The sequence below is a fragment of the Rhizobium sp. RAF36 genome, from assembly GCF_052114105.1.
Taxonomy (GTDB): domain Bacteria; phylum Pseudomonadota; class Alphaproteobacteria; order Rhizobiales; family Rhizobiaceae; genus Rhizobium.
This window is the reverse complement of record NZ_JBFREC010000001.1, coordinates 1,097,051-1,112,942: the sequence shown is the minus strand read 5'-3', so window position 1 is coordinate 1,112,942 and position 15,892 is coordinate 1,097,051. Positions and strand designations below refer to the sequence as shown.

Here is a 15,892-nt window from a genome sequence, read left to right as displayed (position 1 = left end):
AGTTTTCGCCATCGAAGTTGCCAAACGGGCTCGCCGTTACCTCAACGCCCCAAAACGATAGCACAACGACTAGCCCTCATCTTGAGGCGCGCAGGCAAAGCCGGAGCCTCGAAGGACGGGGGCGGGTGAATGTCGTGGCCAGCCCCGTCCTTCGAGGCTGCGCCCTATCGGGCTTCGCACCTCAGGATGAGGCTGGAGGGGTGCCGCATCAGGCTGGTGGCAATATCGCCCCAAGCAAAAAAATAAGGGCGCCGAAGCGCCCTTATCACATCATCGTCAGTTCAAATCTCAGCTGCAACCACTCGTCGCGCCGCAGGTGTCGCACTTCTCGCACGTCCCATTCCGCACCATCGTGAAGTTCTGGCACTCGGAGCACATGTTGCCCGTGTAGCCCTGCATGATGGAGCGGGCGCGGCGTTCGGCTTCGACCTTCTTGGCTTCCGTCTTGGCGGTCGCAGCGTCGGCGGCGGCCTTGTCGGAGAAGAGGGCGGTTGCCTGCTGCTGGGTTTCGGTGGCGATCTCCTCGATCACTTCCTCGGCGATCTCTTCGGCCAGTTCCTTTGCGCGCTCCTCGTAATCGCGCTTGAAGGCGACGATTTCGGAGGTGGAGATGGCAACCGTTGGTTCCAGCTTGCGGGCGGCAGCGCCGGCAAAGGAGGTGACGGTCGCGGTCGAGGAGGCGCGGGCAGGAGCGGCGGTCGCCGAACCTTTCGGTTCGCCGGCAGCCTGGCGTTCGCCGTTCGAAACCAGCGTCGGCTTGTAGCCCCGGGTCCAGCCGGTCGAGACGAGGTTCGTCTTGCCTTCCTGGATACCCTTGCCGAGAGCCGTGTTCGAGAAGTCGGACGTATCGACATGCGCGAGGTCATGGCGGCCGAGATAGGAGACAGCCAGTTCGCGGAACACGTAGTCGAGGATCGACGTGGCGTTCTTGATAGCATCGTTGCCGATGACCATGCCGGCCGGTTCGAACTTGGTGAAGGTGAAGGCCTCCACATATTCTTCGAGCGGCACGCCATACTGGAGACCCAGCGAGATGGCGATGGCGAAATTGTTCATCATCGCACGGAAGGCAGCGCCCTCCTTGTGCATGTCGATGAAGATTTCGCCGATGCGGCCGTCGCCGAATTCGCCGGTGCGGAGATACACCTTGTGTCCGCCGACGGCAGCCTTCTGGGTGTAGCCCTGGCGGCGGTTCGGCAGCTTTTCGCGTTCGCGGGTGACGCGTTCGACCACACGCTCGATGATCTTCTCGGTGATCGTTACGGCCTGGGCCGCGACCGGCTGCTGCAGCAGATCCTCGAGCGCATCCTCGTCGCTTTCGTCTTCGATCAGCGAGGCGTTCAGCGGCTGCGACAGCTTGGAGCCGTCACGGTAGAGGGCGTTCGCCTTGAGGCCGAGCTTCCAGGAGAGCATGTAGGCGCTCTTGCAATCGTCGACCGTTGCATCGTTCGGCATGTTGATCGTCTTGGAGATCGCGCCGGAGATGAACGGCTGGGCAGCCGCCATCATGCGGATATGGCTGTCGACCGAGAGGTAACGCTTGCCGATCTTGCCGCATGGGTTGGCGCAATCGAAGACGGCGAGGTGCTCGTTCTTCAGGAACGGTGCGCCCTCAAGGGTCATCGCACCGCAGACGTGAACGTTTGCCGCCTCGATGTCCTTCTTCGAGAAGCCGAGGTGGTCGAGCAGGTTGAAGCTCATGTCGCCGAGCTGCTCGTCGGAAACCTTCAGGGTGCCCTTGAGGAAATCGGTGCCAAGCGTCCACTGATTGAAGACGAACTTGATGTCAAAGGCCTGCTTGAGCGCGCCGTTGACTGCTTCGATCTTCTCGTCGGTGAAGCCCTTAGCCTTCAGCGAGCCAGGGTTGATAGCCGGTGCCTGATTCAGGTTGCCGTGGCCGACTGCGTAAGCTTCGATCTCGGCGATCTGGCTTTCGGAATAGCCGAGCGTGCGCAGCGCTTCCGGAACGGCGCGGTTGATGATCTTGAAGTAGCCGCCGCCGGCGAGCTTCTTGAACTTCACCAGTGCGAAATCAGGCTCGATACCGGTCGTGTCGCAATCCATGACCAGGCCGATCGTGCCTGTCGGCGCGATAACGGTTGCCTGAGCGTTGCGGTAGCCATGCTTTTCGCCGAGCTCGAGTGCCTTGTCCCAGGCGCTCTTGGCGTGTGCGGCCAGATCCTGATCCGGGTTTTCGGAGTGGATCAGGGCGACCGGGTTGATCGACAGGCCCTCGTAGCCGGATGTCTCGCCATGGGCGGCGCGGCGATGGTTGCGGATGACGCGCAGCATGGCTTCGCGGTTCGGCTTGAACATCGGGAACGGACCGAGTTCAGCAGAGATTTCGGCCGACGTGGCATAGGAAATGCCGGTCATGATCGCCGTCAGCGAGCCAGCGATGGCGCGGGCTTCGTCGGAGTCGTAGGGAATGCCCGACGACATCAGCAGGCCGCCGATATTGGCGTAGCCGAGGCCGATCGTGCGGTATTCGTAGGAGCGCTCGGCAATCTGCTTCGACGGGAACTGCGCCATCATCACCGAGACTTCGAGAACGACGGTCCAAAGGCGGACGGCATGCTCGTAATCGGCAATATCGATGCGCTTGGTCGCCGCGTCCTTGAACTGCAGCAGGTTGAGCGAAGCAAGGTTGCAGGCCGTGTCGTCGAGGAACATGTATTCCGAGCACGGGTTGGAAGCACGGATCGGGCCGGCCGCCGGGCTGGTGTGCCAGTCGTTCATCGTCGTGTTGAAATGCAGGCCCGGATCGGCCGATGCCCATGCGGCGTAGGAGATCGACTCCCAGAGGTCGCGGGCCTTCAGCGTCTTCATGACCTTGCCGTCCTTGCGGGCGGTCAGGTTCCAGTCACCGTCGTTCTCGACAGCGCGCAGGAAGTCGTCCTTGATCGAGACCGAGTTGTTGGAGTTCTGGCCCGAAACCGTCAGATAGGCTTCCGAATCCCAGTCGGTGTCATAGGTCTTGAACTCGAGGTCCTTGTAGCCCTGGCGGGCGAACTGGATGACGCGGCCGATATAGTTTTCCGGAACCTGATCCTTCTTGGCAGCGCGGATTTCGCGCTTCAGGGCGGGGTTCTTGTTGGCGTCGAAGCAATCGCCGTCATCGCCGCCGTCGCAATTGACGCAGGCCTTCATGATCGCCTTCAGATGCTTGGCGACGACCTTGGAACCGGTAACGAGGGCAGCAACTTTCTGCTCTTCCTTGACCTTCCAGTTGATGTATTCCTCGATATCCGGATGATCGATGTCGACGACCACCATCTTGGCCGCACGGCGGGTCGTGCCGCCGGACTTGATGGCGCCGGCAGCGCGGTCGCCGATCTTCAGGAAGCTCATCAGGCCGGAGGAGCGGCCGCCGCCGGAAAGGCGTTCGCCTTCGCCGCGCAGGTAGGAGAAGTTGGAGCCGGTGCCGGAACCGTACTTGAAGAGACGGGCTTCGCGGACCCAGAGGTCCATGATGCCGCCTTCGTTGACGAGATCGTCGTCAACCGACTGGATGAAGCAGGCATGCGGCTGCGGATGTTCGTAGGCGGACTTGGACTTGGTCAGCTTGCCGGTGAAAGGATCGACATAATAGTGGCCCTGGCCGGGGCCATCGATGCCGTAGGCCCAATGCATGCCGGTGTTGAACCACTGCGGCGAGTTCGGGGCAACGCGCTGTGTGGCAAGCATGTAGGCAAGTTCGTCGCGGAAAGCAGAGGCATCTTCCTCGGACGAGAAATAGCCGCCCTTCCAGCCCCAGTAGGTCCAGGTGCCGGCGAGGCGGTCGAAGACTTGACGGGCGTCGGTCTCGGAGCCGTATTGCTGATCCTTCGGCAGATCCTTCAGCGCCGCTTCATCGGCAACCGAGCGCCACAGGAAGGAAGGAACGTCGTTTTCCTCAACCTTCTTCAGCTTGGCGGGCACGCCGGCCTTGCGGAAATACTTCTGCGCCAGAATGTCGGCGGCAACCTGCGAAAACTGCGCGGGAACATCGATGTTCTCGAGGCGGAAGACGATCGAACCGTCAGGGTTCTTGATCTCGCTGGTCGCCTTGCGGAATTCGATCTCCGTATAGGCGCCCTGATCTGCCTTCGTAAAACGCCGTTCGATGCGCATGTTGCCTAACCTCTAGATTGCGCGCCCCGTCCCCGATGACCAAGGCGCAAGTTTCCTCATCCGGCAGCGCCGTAAAGAGCGCAGCCAGTTCTCGTATCCGTATCGTGACAGGGGTGTCATCCGGAGATGTCTTTCCTGTATCTTGTGGTGATGGTGGCTGCTAGCACTAAATATAGTATTAACAGCTTATTTTCGCCAGCCCCGGATGTTGTTTTTTGGAGCCAAAAAATCGCGCGCAAAAGCTGTCGAGGTGCACACCCGCGATGGATACAACACCCTGATTCTACGCTCGTTTTTTGAAGAGAACCGGCCTCGTTACTTCCGGTCCAGCTGCCGCCGCAACATCGAAGCCTATTAAGTTTGAAACAGGCGATTCCGTCAAGGGGTGGTTTTTAACGAAGCGTTCACCACAAGATATTGTGGATGGGGCTGTGGACAGTGGGGAAAAGCCCGGAGGCCTTGTTTTTCAAGGGCTTGCAGCGGCTTGAGCCGCCAATGATACCGGCGTCATCAAAAAAACACGAATTTCCAAATCTTGCGATGGCTATTGCGCCCCAAATCGGCATTGCGATTCGGAATGCGAAGAACGCTCAGATCGCGTCCAGCGCGATCGTTACGGTGGCGATGCCGATCGCTGCGCCATTCTCGTCGCGGATCGTGAAACTTGCCTGTGTTTCAAGGATTTGCGTGACATCGTCGCGTTCGGCGCGGTCGATGAAGATCTCATCCGAATCGCTGGCGAAGGTTCTCAGATATTTATTTTCGTCGCCCTGCCAGTAATCCACGGTCGGACGGCTCTCGCCGACATTCAGTCCGTTTTTATCGGTCACAAAGAATTCAATAATGATGCCCTGCGAATTGTCCTGTTCGGCCTTGAGATATCGCGAGACCGGTTTCGCCGAGAGATTGGTCAGCATCTGGTACTGACCAGTCTCGATCTCGGCACGGTAGGTGGAATCGAGCACCTGGATGTCGGTTTTGCTGACATCGCCGAATTTGATGTTCTGGTCCTTGATCGCCTTCATGACAACAGGATCCTTGACCATCGGCCGCACGACCTTATCGACATATTCCCGGACCACCGAGATATAGGCAGGTTCTGCAAGGGCAGGGGAAAAGACAGCAGTTGGCAGGATCGAAAGCCCTGAAGCCACGACCGCAATAACCCAACCCCGGTACCGCATTACCCTTCCTTGCTGCGCGCCCAGAGGCACGCCGTTGCCGGTATATATCTGTGGCAGGGGCAGATTTGCCGGCGCGCCCTTGTGCCGGTAATCTGTGGATGCCCTTGCCGAGCACCCACTATACGTTCGCAATATTACTAAGATAACAATCAATACCCGCACCAGCTGCGCCGGTCGGAAATATCATCTTTAGGTTTATTTTGGGCCTTTTGCAATCGGTTCCTGATAGGTGAAGCCCATATCCCACGGGAAATAGATCCACGTATCCTGGCTGACCTCGGTGACGAACGTATCGATCGTCGGCACACCCTGCGGCTTGGCATAGACGCAAGCGAAATGCGCCTTCGGCAGCATGCGGCGCACCTGGGCGGCGGTCTTGCCGGTGTCGGTCAGATCGTCGACGACGAGAATGCCTTCGCCGCCATTCTGCTGCAGTTCCGGTGCGATCCCCTTCAGCACGACCATTTCACCCTGGTTGACGTAATCGTGGTAGGAGGCGACGCAGACCGTTTCGATCAGCCGGATGTTCAGTTCGCGGCAGATGATCGCTGCCGGAACCAGCCCGCCGCGGGTGATGCAGACGATGCCGGTGAATTCCTTCTTCAGCCCGGCGATGCGCCAGGCCAGAGCACGGGCGTCGCGGTGGAACTGATCCCAGGAAACGGGAAAGGCTTTATCGGGAAGGGACATGGGGCTGCTCCACGGCATGAAAGAAAGACCGCCGGCGACCTGGGGCTGACACAAACGCAAATCGCGCAGCCGGGGCTGCGCGAAAAGTGCCGGAACCCGTCACCGGTCGCCTGAAATAGCGGGATTTGCGGTCAAAACGCAAGTCCCGCCCAGATGTCATCAACGGGAGAGCAGCGTCAACGCCGTCATCGACTGCAGCAGCGACTTGGTGGTGCCGCCGAAAATCAGCTGCCAGAGGCGCGAATGGGTATAGGCGCCCATGACCAGAAGGTCGATGCTGTTGTCGGAAAGCCGGTTCTCGATGACCGACGACGCGCTCTTATTGGCGCTTTCGGCGGTGGCGAGGCTGACCTTGACGCCGTGGCGGGCCAGATTTGCGGCGATATCGGCACCGGCCATGCCGGCACTCTGCGTCGCCGTATCGACCGGATCGACCGAGAACACCTCGACTTCGTCTGCGGCTTTGAGGATCGGCAGGGCATCCAGCGTGGCACGCGCCGCTTCCTTAGAGCCGTTCCAGGCAACCAGCACCCGCTTGATCGGCTTCGGCGTGCGCAGGATATAGGGGATCATCAGCACCGGACGCCCGCTCTCGAACAGGAAGCTGTCAACATCGACATGACTGTCGGAAGGCTTGGCGGGGTCGGCCTGCGAGGCGATCAGCAGGTCGGCACTGCGGGCGGTTTCGATCAGCGGCGCCGAGCCGTAGCCGGTCGCAGTCGCAAAGCTGCGCCATTCGAAGGGCACGCTGCCCGCCTCCGCCTTCTGCCGGAAGATGCGCTCGACCTCGAGCGTTTCGGAATGCGCCATGTCCTGCAGCGCCTGAACGGCAACCGGATCCGGGATCTCCATCGGCGCAACCAGCGGAACCGCAGACAGCGTCTCGGCATGCAGCCCGATCACATGGGCATTGTTTGCCGCTGCAATCGAAAACGCGAAATCTGCCACGGTCGCGCTGTTATCGGCAGTATCGAGAATGGCCAGTATGGTTTTGTAGGACATATCAATTCTCCTTGGGCGGCTGAAATGAACTTCCGCGTCTAAAGAATGCTTTCGATGGTGCTCCGGTTCCTTGACTGAGATCAAAGGCTTGGCGGCAAAAAGCCGCGTGCCTCAAGCTTCGGCGGAATGGTTTTCGCCAATCGCCTTGGCCTTGCGGATATCCTCGATCATCGCTTCCACCTCCTTGCCGGCGGCGTCGATGACGTCCTGCGAGCGGCCGCGCACGACGATCTCGGTCGAGAATTTCTGGCCGACATAGCGCGGATAGGAGCCGATGCTGGTCTCCGGATGCGCCTTCTGGATCGCCGCCAGCGGCGTGCCGATATCACCCTCGCCATAGGGGCAGGCGATCGCCAGCGACAACACCTTGGCGCCTGTTCTCAACGTCGGCAGAACATTGCCGATCATCGCCTGGAAGACCTGCGGCACGCCGGCCATCACATGAACATTGCCGATGATGAAACCCGGTGCTGTCGAGACCGGATTGTCGATATGGGCAGCACCTCGCGGCATCCGCGCCATCCGCTGGCGAGCTTCGGTGAACTCCATCTCGCGGCGCTTGTACATGTCTGCGAGCAGTGACATCGCCTTCGCATCGTGTTCGCAGGGCACGCCGAACGCCTTGGAAATCGCATCCGCCGTGATGTCGTCGTGGGTCGGGCCGATGCCGCCGGAGGTGAAGACATAGTCGTAGCGGCCACGCAGCGCATTCAGCGCCTCAACGATCGCGTCCTCTTCGTCGGCGACGATGCGGACTTCCTTGAGATCGATGCCCGATAGCGTCAGGAGATCGGCGAGATAGCCGATATTCTTGTCCTTGGTACGGCCCGAAAGCAATTCATCGCCGATGGCGAGCATGGCGGCAGTCACGATGGTCTGATTGGTCATGGAAACAGTCCGGAATGAAAATCGTCCGCTATAGGTAGCGCCGATTGCGCCGCTTGCAAATGCGGCGGAAAAACTGTTCGAAAATCACAAAAATAAGACAGCAAGCACTTTTGCGTCTTCATACAGTGAACACTGAGTTCTGTTTAGGCGGGCTGTGCCATGGACGCGCGGCTGATAGAACCGGCACCGGTTACAAACCCAATCAACCCAGACGGAGCTTGAAATGGCAAAAGTCCTCGTTCTCTACTACTCGGCTTACGGCCACATCGAAACCATGGCCTATGCCGTAGCTGAAGGTGCGAAGTCGGCTGGCGCCGACGTCACCGTCAAGCGCGTACCGGAACTGGTGTCCGAAGAAGTCGCCAAGGCTTCCTATTACAAGCTCGACCAGAAGGCCGAGATCGCAACCATCGACGAACTCGTCGAATATGATGCTATCATCGTTGGCGCCGGTACCCGCTTCGGCACCGTTGCTTCGCAGATGCGCAATTTCTGGGACCAGACCGGTGGTCTGTGGTTCGGCGGCAAGCTCGTCGGCAAGGTCGGCTCGATGTTCACCTCGTCAGCTACCCAGCACGGCGGCCAGGAATCGACGATCCTTGGCTTCATCCCGACCTTCCTGCACCACGGCATGGCCTATGCCGGTCTTCCCTATGCCTTCCAGGGCCAGATGGGCACTGAGGAAGTCAAGGGCGGCTCGCCCTACGGCGCTTCGACGATCACCAACGGCGACGGCTCGCGCCAGCCTTCCGAGATCGAACTCGAAGGTGCACGCTTCCAGGGCGCTCACGTTGCAAAGCTTGCAGCCAAGCTCGCCTAACACCTATTGACGCTGATCGATGAGAACGGCGCGGCCTCGGCTGCGCCGTTTTTGCTGGGCGTATCAGCCCAGATTATGAAGCTGTGAAGTCAGGGCAAGAAAAGACACTGCCGCGATCGCCGTTGCGAAAATACAGGCCGCAGTCGCTTTGTAGAATCTCAGACGCTTCGTTCTGACGCCATCCCAATCGTATACCACCGTCTTACTCCCACAAGACAATCTCTACACATACGCCGCATCGTCATTCTTGCATCTTGCGCCGGCCAATCAATCGCCAGCGCCCCGTTCTGCACAATATACAAGCACATTCGAACGCGATGATAAAGCCTTCGGCATTCTGGCGGACTGCGCAAAAATGGTGCAATCGCCGGTGACGCCCTGTCATCGCGTCCTATATGACGGATTTCAAAGGAGATTCGCCGATGCGCGCTGCTGTTTTTCTGATGCTTCTGCTGCCGCTGGCGGCCTGCAACACCACGATGCCGGCGCCCGAGCCAATGCGCGGCAGCCTGACCTATGGCAACAGGGTGGTCTATTATGGAGCAGCGCCGGGCCACGTGGTCGATCACGAATTCCCCGACAAGTTCGGCTATCGCGTCTTCGAGAAATATGTGGTGCAGCCCGACGGCACACTGAAATTGATCTCGCGCCGGACCGGCTCCGACTATTGGAAGATCCATCGCTGAGCATCGCCGCCGTTTGACTTCGCTGTGATCCGCGCCAGTTTTTCGCGCTGAGCCTGTTCCCCGGAGTTTCGCGTATGGTGACGAGAATTGCCAAATGCACCTGCGGCCAGCTGCAGATCGTGGTCGAAGGCGAACCGCTCGGCGTTGGTGTCTGCCACTGCTTCGCCTGCCAGAGCCGCACCGGCAGCGTCTTCGCCGCGCTCGCAGCCTTCAGTCCCGACTATAGGGTGAGCGGCCGCGCCACCGACTACATTCGCACCGGCGACCAGGGTGCCAGATTTCGCTTCCGCTTCTGCCCGGTCTGCGGCAGCAATCTCTATCACACGGAGGAGGGCGAGGAGCATCGCTCGGTAGCGGTCGCCGTCGGCGCCTTCGCCGATCCGGATTTCCCGCCGCCACAGGATTCGGTCTACGATTGCCGCAGGCACCGCTGGGTAAAGCTGCCCGATGGCGTCACCGTCTATGAAAAGGACCCGGAGTAGAGGCTTGGTGCGGGCGGCGGGGATCGAACCCGCATAGCCTAAGGCCGAGGGATTTTAAGTCCCTTGCGTCTACCAGTTTCGCCACGCCCGCATTCAAATCCAAGTTGCCGTATCACATTTGGTTTTCAGCCGTGACGACGCCTTCTAAGCAAACTTTTCAAACACGTTCAATAGCAGGATTTCCAGATGCGCTGCAGACTGATTTGCTCCCAATTTGAAAGTGTTGGGATGTCCACAAGAGTTTCTCCGATCCAAGCAAGTTTTCAGCTCTGCCTTAACATTTTTCCCAATTATCGACAGTCCTTCTAGGCGATCTAAAAAATCGCCCTCCTTCATTTTTCCCAAGTCATCCGTACTGAGGGCTAGTTTCCATTTCGGCCCAAGAACGCGCGTCGCCTCGCTGTTGAATGCCGCCAAATGATTCTTGTGTACGAACTTGTGCAGTACGTCTACCGCACCGAGCCAGGACATAACTACAGCTGCGCGATAGCACCCGGCCTCGTGACAGGTGATCGCCTCTTGAACGAACTTTTGTGTTTGCTGATCAGCCAGTTTGCTCAAATGAGTACGGAGATCAACAGCGATTGAAATCGACGGGGCGCCAGACGCAGGTACACCGAGCCCAATGAGATAAGCTCGCCCTGAGTTTGTTAGTTCCCATCCATCCGGTGTCCGTATCGCTTTTCCCTTACTGCCCGACAGGACTTGAGCAACATTCCATTTCCGGATTTCGTTGAAACCGGATTCTTTCGCCAACGACCTAATGTCTTCGAGTGACATAGGTCGGTCAGAAGCGCCTAGCAGCAGCATCGCCTTATCTAACCGAGAGCGGTCGCTATGAAGCCAGTCTTTAAGCTCATATAGCAGCAATCTTTGCCTCCGCGCTCTTCAGCTCTGAAGCGGTTAGCGCGTAGGAGTCAGCACCTAATTGATTTATGCGCTTGTTCTTGACCAATCCGCTAATTGAGCTGCCAAAATTGCTCATAATGTTCGCGTTGTAGAATGATGTTGCCGTTTTAATATCAGTTTGTATTTCTTTCTTGCTGACGCTCTGCTTTCCTGTTCCTACCTGAAGGTGAGCCAAGGCAGTCATTATCAAATCAGGGCCGGATTTTACGTCGAAATGCGCAGCCAAGGTGTTCAGTGACAACTGCGGCAAGCTCGACGGTGAGACTGGCTGAGCGTCGGAAACAGAAATGGGAGGGTGATCGTTGCTATCGAGATCGACAGCATTCTGGTGCAACAGAACAGACGGGGTCAAATCTTTTAGCGTTTGAAGAAGGTCCGGAAGTCCGTTGGTCAGAAATGCGGGATCGCCTTCATATTCAATTTCTATTCCACCAAACTTCAGCTTTATACTTGATGTCGTCATCGTTAACTCCATCCCAAGAATCGTCACTAACGTTTAAGTAGAAAATCGAGCAAATGCCTTCTCGTCAATGGCTCTTTATTGAGGGCTACCGATGTAGGTTGCCCATGGTCACGACGAATTAAAACGATAGGAACGCTTAGCTGCGCTCGCTTTTGTGGAAATACGCAAAAACGGAATAGCTTGGCGGCGCCGACGTTGTTTCAGTCAAGTGCGGCGCTGGAGGGAGCGGGGTCCGCTGGCTCTTTGGGAGCCGCCTTGCGGGCGCGAATTTTCAGAAGGCCGTGGGCGGCCATCGCGCCGATCGCGGCGCCGATACCCTTGATGATGCCGTCGTGCAGGCGAGCGTGGCGGCTGGGCGAGAAATATTGCAGGGCCTCGATAGCGACGGCGCCGAAGGCGAGCAGCAGGACGATCAGCTTCCATTGCTTGGGATAGCCGAGCACGAAGATGAAGCCGGTAACGGCGTAGGCGAGCGCGCGGTCGAAATCGACCGTGGTCATCGTGTGCGGGCGCAGGCTGATCGACGATATCGTGACGAAGACGATCGCGGCCAGCACCAGCCAGGCCAGCGGTCTCATGATTTTCGGTGTTATCATTCCGTCACATTAGCAGCGCGGCCTCATGGGTGCACTGCAAAAAACCGTGTCCGTGCCGTGTTGTGGAAAGCGGGCTTAAGAAATGCTTGCCGCAACCGAACCGCCGCGGCCGCTTTCAGACTTTCTTTCGGCCCGCGCTCTATGTCATAGCGGACCCTCGAAATGAGGAATGGACCGATGACCGTCAATCGTCAGGATGTTGAAAATGCGGGGGAGGCGCTGCGCAGCCTGTTTCCGGCAACGCCGCTGCAGCTCAATGATCATCTTTCGGCGCGCTATGGCGCGGAGATCTGGCTGAAGCGCGAAGATCTGTCGCCGGTTCGCTCCTACAAGATCCGCGGTGCGTTCAACTTCTTCCGCAAGGCGATTGCCGAAGGTGGCGAGGGGCGCACCTTCGTCTGCGCCTCGGCCGGTAATCACGCGCAGGGTTTTGCCTTCGTCTGCCGCCATTTCGGCGTGCCGGGCGTCGTCTTCATGCCGGTGACGACGCCGCAGCAGAAGATCGACAAGACCCGCATGTTCGGTGCCGAGTTCATCACCATCAAGCTCTATGGCGACTTCTTCGACCAGTGCTACAAGGCGGCCCGCGATCACGTGGAAGCCATCGGCGGCGTCATGGTGCCGCCTTTCGATCATGAGGACATCATCGAGGGGCAGGCGACGGTGGCCGCCGAAATCATGCAGCAGCTGCCGGATGGCAAGGTCCCCGACATGATCGTCATGCCGGTCGGCGGCGGCGGTCTGGCAGCCGGGATCACCGGTTATCTGGATGGCATCGTGCCAAAGTCCGGTTTCGTCTTCACCGAGCCGGCGGGCGCTGCGAGTCTCAAGCGCAGTATCGAGGCGGGTGAGGCGGTAACGCTCGCCAAAGTCGACAACTTCGTCGACGGCGCCGCCGTGGCCCGCATCGGCGATCTCAATTTCGCAGCGCTGAAGGATTTTCCGGCCGATCAGGTGATGCTGATGCCCGAGAATGCGATCTGCGTGACGATCTCGGAAATGCTGAATGTCGAAGGCGTGGTGCTCGAGCCCGCCGGCGCTCTGTCGCTAACGGCGATTGCGGCGATGGATCCGGAGGATATCCGCGGCAAGACCATCGTTGCCGTCGTCTCCGGCGGCAATTTCGACTTCGAGCGCCTGCCCGATGTCAAGGAGCGCGCCATGCGCTACGCGGGCCTCAAGAAATACTACATCCTGCGGCTGGCGCAGCGCCCCGGCGCACTTCGCGATTTCCTCAATATGCTTGGCCCGGACGACGATATTGCCCGCTTCGAATATCTGAAGAAGACGGCCCGCAATTTCGGCTCGATCCTGATCGGCATCGAAACCAAGGCGCCTGAGAATTTCGCGACACTGATCGAGAACTTCGACAAATCGGGCATGGGCTTCGAGGACATTACCGAAAACGAGATCCTGGCAAACCTGATCATTTGACTTTGCGGCATCAAGTCCCTCGTGTTAAAGGCGAAACATGGCTTCGATATTCTCCAGCATTTTTTCGATGTTCTCAGGCGGCGGCGACAAGGCTGCTGCGAGCAGCGGCAGCAGCAAATCCGTTGAGCCGCAGCTCTACGGCGACTGCGCCATCTATGCCGAACCGCAGAAGGAAGGCGGCCAGTACCGCTTGGCAGGCCGGATCGAGAAGGGAGCAGGCGAGGATGTGCTCGTTCGCACCTTCATCCGCGCCGATATGTTCTCCTCGCTCGACGATGCCAACGAGTGCACCGTGCGCAAGGCACAGCAGATTATCGACCAGCACGGCGTGTCGCTTTTCGGCGACGGCGTCAAGCAGCGCCAGGTCTAGGTTCGCCTAGCGCCGGATACGGGCTTCTGTCACTTAATTTTAAGTGATTTCCGCCAAAGGTGCTGCGAAGGGAATCGCAGGATCATTTCGTGGTTGCTCCAACCCGCTCTCCATCCGGACTGGCTCATCGCCCGCATGCGCGCCCTGCGCAGGCGGTGAATGATGCGCGGAATTCGCCTGGGAGCGCGCCGCGATGATCGAAGCCACCAATCTCGGCCTCTTCGTCCTCGAAGCCATCGGCTATTTCGGGCTGATGGTGACGCTGCTGCATTTCAGAAACCGCCTGGGCCTTGGCGTCTTCGTCGCCGCGCTCGGCGTCATGCATTTCATGGAAACCTATCTGGCGGCGGTCTTCTACGTCTCGCTGCCCTTCGGCGTGGCATCGCCAGGCTCTTCGGTGTTCTTTGCCGGCAAGCTGATGATGATCCTGATGCTTTACCTGCAGGAGGATGCCGCAACCGTCCGCCAGCCAATCTATGGTCTGTTCATCGGCAATCTGCTGACGGTGGCGATCGCCTGGATCCTGCAGCTGCATCACACCATCCAGCTTTCGCCCGGCAACGAAGCCGATTTCGGTTTCCTCAAGGAAATGGGCTGGCTGATGATCTGGGGCACGGCACTGCTCTACCTGGATTCGATCGGCATCATCCTGCTCTATGAGCGGCTCGGCCGTTACATCAGGCGCAAGGTCATCCTGCGCTTCATGATCTGCGGTTTTGTGCTTCTGACCTTCGACCAGGTCGGCTTCTTTGGCGCGCTGCATTATTTCATGGACGTGCCGCTGGCGGCTTTCTGGGATGGCTGGAAGGCGAAGATGTTCGCCGTCCTGATCTACACGGTGCTGTTTGCCGCTTACGAGATCTATGTCAGGCGCGACCGCCTGCCGTCCTCGACGCGTTCGATCAGCGACGTATTCGGCGATCTGACCTTCCGCGAGCGTTACAACGATCTGCTCGACCGCAGCGGCCGCGATATCCTGACCGGCGTCTATGACCGCGGCCGTATGGAGCTGGAAGCGCCGGTGATGATCCGCGAGGCGCTGCGCCAGGGACTGCCGGGAACGGTGATCATCATCGATGCCGACCACTTCAAGGACGTGAACGACAATTTCGGTCACCTGCAGGGAGATGAAGTGCTGAAGGCGATTGCCGCGCGCCTCGGTACCATCCTGCGCTCGGCCGACCGTGTCTTCCGCTTCGGCGGCGAGGAATTCGTCGCCATCTGCCCGGGAACCGATCAGGAGGAAGGCCTGCTGGTCGCCGAACGTCTCCGCTGGACGATCGCCACCAGTGTCAAGACGCCCGATGGCAGGCCGGTAACCGTCAGCATCGGCGTCGCCACGGCGGACGAAGACGGCGTCAGCTTCACGACGGTTCTGTCTGCCGCCGACGACCGGCTCTACCAGGCTAAGAAGAGCGGCCGCAACTGCGTCGTCGGCCGCTCCGGTCTCGTCAAGGTCAGCTGAATTTCCGAAGCCCATAGCCGGACAACGAAAAACGGCCGGTGGTGAACCGGCCGTTTTCTTTGGGGATGCGTCGAGCCGTTAAGCGGCAAGGGCGATTTCTTCTGCGCGGGCCTTGGCGGCGCCGATCGCCTTTTCGGCGGCTTCCGGACCGAAGGCCAGGCCTTCGACATAGATGGTCTCGACGTCAGTGATCCCGAGGAAACCGAGAACCGATTTCAGGTACGGAACGGCATGGTTCATGCTGACGGCTGGGCCCTGCGAATAGACGCCGCCCGAAGCGAGCACCACATAGACCTTCTTGCCGGTGGCAAGGCCAACAGGGCCGTTTTCGGTGTAGCTGAAAGTGCGGCCGGCACGTGCAACGTTGTCGATCCAGGTCTTCAGCGAAGAATAGATGTTGAAGTTAATGAGGCCGGTGCCGATGACGATGGTGTCGGCGGCCAGCAGCTCGTCAACCAGCGCGTCGGAGGTCTTGACGGCTTCGGCTTCCTGCGCGGTGCGCTGGTCGGCAGGCTTGCGGATGGCGGCTGTGAAGAGGTCATCGATATGCGGCAGCGGGTTGGCGGCGAGGTCGCGGCGAACAACGACGCTGCCGGCATTCTGAGCGGCGATCTTGTTGGCGAGATCGGCAGCGATCGTCGTCGACAGCGATTCAGCGCGCGGGCTGGAGGTCAGAAGAAGGATGGAAGACATGGCAGGCTCCTCATTTCGAATTGGGTTTGCCGCGGCAGCAAGGGAGGTTTGCCGTGGCTTCGACATGAGAAATAGGTCTGGCCAGCTATCTAAAAAA

General features: G+C 59.1%; 15 protein-coding genes and 1 tRNA gene. 6 read left to right on the top strand and 10 right to left on the bottom strand.

Annotation, left to right across the window (positions count from 1 at the left end; all coding sequences use genetic code 11):
• Window positions 1-288 precede the first annotated feature (288 nt).
• The 5 genes from AB4Z25_RS05575 to AB4Z25_RS05555 form a co-directional block, all read right to left on the bottom strand.
• Window positions 289-4,113 (bottom strand): vitamin B12-dependent ribonucleotide reductase, encoded by a 3,825-nt coding sequence (locus AB4Z25_RS05575; RefSeq protein WP_112539742.1) that lies wholly within the window; start codon window positions 4,111-4,113, stop codon window positions 289-291.
• Window positions 4,114-4,703: 590 nt separating this feature from the next.
• The gene (locus tag AB4Z25_RS05570; protein ID WP_112387921.1) at window positions 4,704-5,297 is read right to left on the bottom strand and encodes a PDC sensor domain-containing protein; all 594 of its coding nucleotides are present in this window, start codon (window positions 5,295-5,297) and stop codon (window positions 4,704-4,706) included.
• Between the two features lie 195 nt (window positions 5,298-5,492).
• A complete protein-coding gene (gene gpt / locus AB4Z25_RS05565; RefSeq protein WP_112387922.1) occupies window positions 5,493-5,987 on the bottom strand; it encodes a xanthine phosphoribosyltransferase in 495 nt (164 codons plus the stop codon).
• 159 nt (window positions 5,988-6,146) lie between these two features.
• Window positions 6,147-6,989: a universal stress protein gene (locus AB4Z25_RS05560; protein ID WP_112539740.1), complete on the bottom strand. Its 843-nt coding sequence runs from the start codon at window positions 6,987-6,989 to the stop codon at window positions 6,147-6,149.
• A gap of 111 nt (window positions 6,990-7,100) precedes the next feature.
• Window positions 7,101-7,877 carry a competence/damage-inducible protein A gene (locus AB4Z25_RS05555; protein WP_112539738.1) on the bottom strand — a complete coding sequence of 259 codons (777 nt, stop codon included), beginning with the start codon at window positions 7,875-7,877 and terminating at the stop codon, window positions 7,101-7,103.
• A gap of 223 nt (window positions 7,878-8,100) precedes the next feature.
• Here AB4Z25_RS05555 and wrbA point away from each other — a divergent pair, with 223 nt between their 5' ends.
• The 3 genes from wrbA to AB4Z25_RS05540 all read left to right on the top strand — a co-directional run bounded on the left by wrbA (window position 8,101) and on the right by AB4Z25_RS05540 (window position 9,865).
• On the top strand, window positions 8,101-8,697 hold the full coding sequence (gene wrbA / locus AB4Z25_RS05550) for an NAD(P)H:quinone oxidoreductase type IV (protein ID WP_112539736.1): 597 nt from the start codon (window positions 8,101-8,103) through the stop codon (window positions 8,695-8,697).
• Window positions 8,698-9,119: 422 nt separating this feature from the next.
• A complete protein-coding gene (locus tag AB4Z25_RS05545) occupies window positions 9,120-9,383 on the top strand; it encodes a hypothetical protein (protein WP_112539820.1) in 264 nt (87 codons plus the stop codon).
• Between the two features lie 74 nt (window positions 9,384-9,457).
• Window positions 9,458-9,865: a GFA family protein gene (locus tag AB4Z25_RS05540; RefSeq protein ID WP_112539734.1), complete on the top strand. Its 408-nt coding sequence runs from the start codon at window positions 9,458-9,460 to the stop codon at window positions 9,863-9,865.
• A gap of 5 nt (window positions 9,866-9,870) precedes the next feature.
• Here the strand turns inward: AB4Z25_RS05540 and AB4Z25_RS05535 are convergent.
• From AB4Z25_RS05535 to AB4Z25_RS05520, 4 genes are all read right to left on the bottom strand, one after another.
• Window positions 9,871-9,956 (bottom strand) — tRNA-Leu (locus tag AB4Z25_RS05535).
• Window positions 9,957-10,009: 53 nt separating this feature from the next.
• Window positions 10,010-10,735 carry a hypothetical protein gene (locus tag AB4Z25_RS05530; protein WP_442207895.1) on the bottom strand — a complete coding sequence of 242 codons (726 nt, stop codon included), beginning with the start codon at window positions 10,733-10,735 and terminating at the stop codon, window positions 10,010-10,012.
• The gene (locus AB4Z25_RS05525) at window positions 10,722-11,237 is read right to left on the bottom strand and encodes a hypothetical protein (protein ID WP_162698794.1); all 516 of its coding nucleotides are present in this window, start codon (window positions 11,235-11,237) and stop codon (window positions 10,722-10,724) included. Before AB4Z25_RS05525 ends, AB4Z25_RS05530 begins: the two co-directional genes overlap by 14 nt.
• 200 nt (window positions 11,238-11,437) lie before the next feature.
• Entirely contained in the window at window positions 11,438-11,815 is a 378-nt protein-coding gene (locus tag AB4Z25_RS05520; protein ID WP_442207894.1) for a VanZ family protein, read from the bottom strand.
• Window positions 11,816-12,010: 195 nt separating this feature from the next.
• On the opposite strand from AB4Z25_RS05520, the gene ilvA reads away from it, so the two are divergent.
• From ilvA to AB4Z25_RS05505, 3 genes are all read left to right on the top strand, one after another.
• Window positions 12,011-13,267 carry a threonine ammonia-lyase gene (ilvA, locus tag AB4Z25_RS05515; RefSeq protein WP_112539728.1) on the top strand — a complete coding sequence of 419 codons (1,257 nt, stop codon included), beginning with the start codon at window positions 12,011-12,013 and terminating at the stop codon, window positions 13,265-13,267.
• Between the two features lie 37 nt (window positions 13,268-13,304).
• A complete protein-coding gene (locus AB4Z25_RS05510) occupies window positions 13,305-13,637 on the top strand; it encodes an HlyU family transcriptional regulator (protein ID WP_112539726.1) in 333 nt (110 codons plus the stop codon).
• A 193-nt stretch (window positions 13,638-13,830) separates the two neighbouring features.
• On the top strand, window positions 13,831-15,102 hold the full coding sequence (locus AB4Z25_RS05505; protein WP_442207893.1) for a diguanylate cyclase: 1,272 nt from the start codon (window positions 13,831-13,833) through the stop codon (window positions 15,100-15,102).
• A 78-nt stretch (window positions 15,103-15,180) separates the two neighbouring features.
• Here AB4Z25_RS05505 and AB4Z25_RS05500 read toward each other — a convergent pair whose 3' ends face one another.
• Window positions 15,181-15,795, bottom strand: a complete 615-nt coding sequence (locus AB4Z25_RS05500) for an FMN-dependent NADH-azoreductase (RefSeq protein WP_112387931.1) — start codon at window positions 15,793-15,795, stop codon at window positions 15,181-15,183.
• Window positions 15,796-15,892 lie beyond the last annotated feature (97 nt).

Bases quoted from the DNA above. Each gene is read 5' to 3' on its own strand.
- AB4Z25_RS05540 (WP_112539734.1), top strand. From the start codon at position 9,458: ATGGTGACGAGAATTGCCAAATGCACCTGCGGCCAGCTGCAGATCGTG.
- AB4Z25_RS05545 (WP_112539820.1), top strand. From the start codon at position 9,120: ATGCGCGCTGCTGTTTTTCTGATGCTTCTGCTGCCGCTGGCGGCCTGC.
- gpt (WP_112387922.1), bottom strand. From the start codon at position 5,987: ATGTCCCTTCCCGATAAAGCCTTTCCCGTTTCCTGGGATCAGTTCCAC.
- AB4Z25_RS05575 (WP_112539742.1), bottom strand. From the start codon at position 4,113: ATGCGCATCGAACGGCGTTTTACGAAGGCAGATCAGGGCGCCTATACG.
- ilvA (WP_112539728.1), top strand. From the start codon at position 12,011: ATGACCGTCAATCGTCAGGATGTTGAAAATGCGGGGGAGGCGCTGCGC.
- AB4Z25_RS05570 (WP_112387921.1), bottom strand. From the start codon at position 5,297: ATGCGGTACCGGGGTTGGGTTATTGCGGTCGTGGCTTCAGGGCTTTCG.
- AB4Z25_RS05500 (WP_112387931.1), bottom strand. From the start codon at position 15,795: ATGTCTTCCATCCTTCTTCTGACCTCCAGCCCGCGCGCTGAATCGCTG.
- AB4Z25_RS05505 (WP_442207893.1), top strand. From the start codon at position 13,831: ATGATCGAAGCCACCAATCTCGGCCTCTTCGTCCTCGAAGCCATCGGC.
- AB4Z25_RS05560 (WP_112539740.1), bottom strand. From the start codon at position 6,989: ATGTCCTACAAAACCATACTGGCCATTCTCGATACTGCCGATAACAGC.
- AB4Z25_RS05555 (WP_112539738.1), bottom strand. From the start codon at position 7,877: ATGACCAATCAGACCATCGTGACTGCCGCCATGCTCGCCATCGGCGAT.
- AB4Z25_RS05525 (WP_162698794.1), bottom strand. From the start codon at position 11,237: ATGACGACATCAAGTATAAAGCTGAAGTTTGGTGGAATAGAAATTGAA.
- AB4Z25_RS05520 (WP_442207894.1), bottom strand. From the start codon at position 11,815: ATGAGACCGCTGGCCTGGCTGGTGCTGGCCGCGATCGTCTTCGTCACG.
- AB4Z25_RS05510 (WP_112539726.1), top strand. From the start codon at position 13,305: ATGGCTTCGATATTCTCCAGCATTTTTTCGATGTTCTCAGGCGGCGGC.
- wrbA (WP_112539736.1), top strand. From the start codon at position 8,101: ATGGCAAAAGTCCTCGTTCTCTACTACTCGGCTTACGGCCACATCGAA.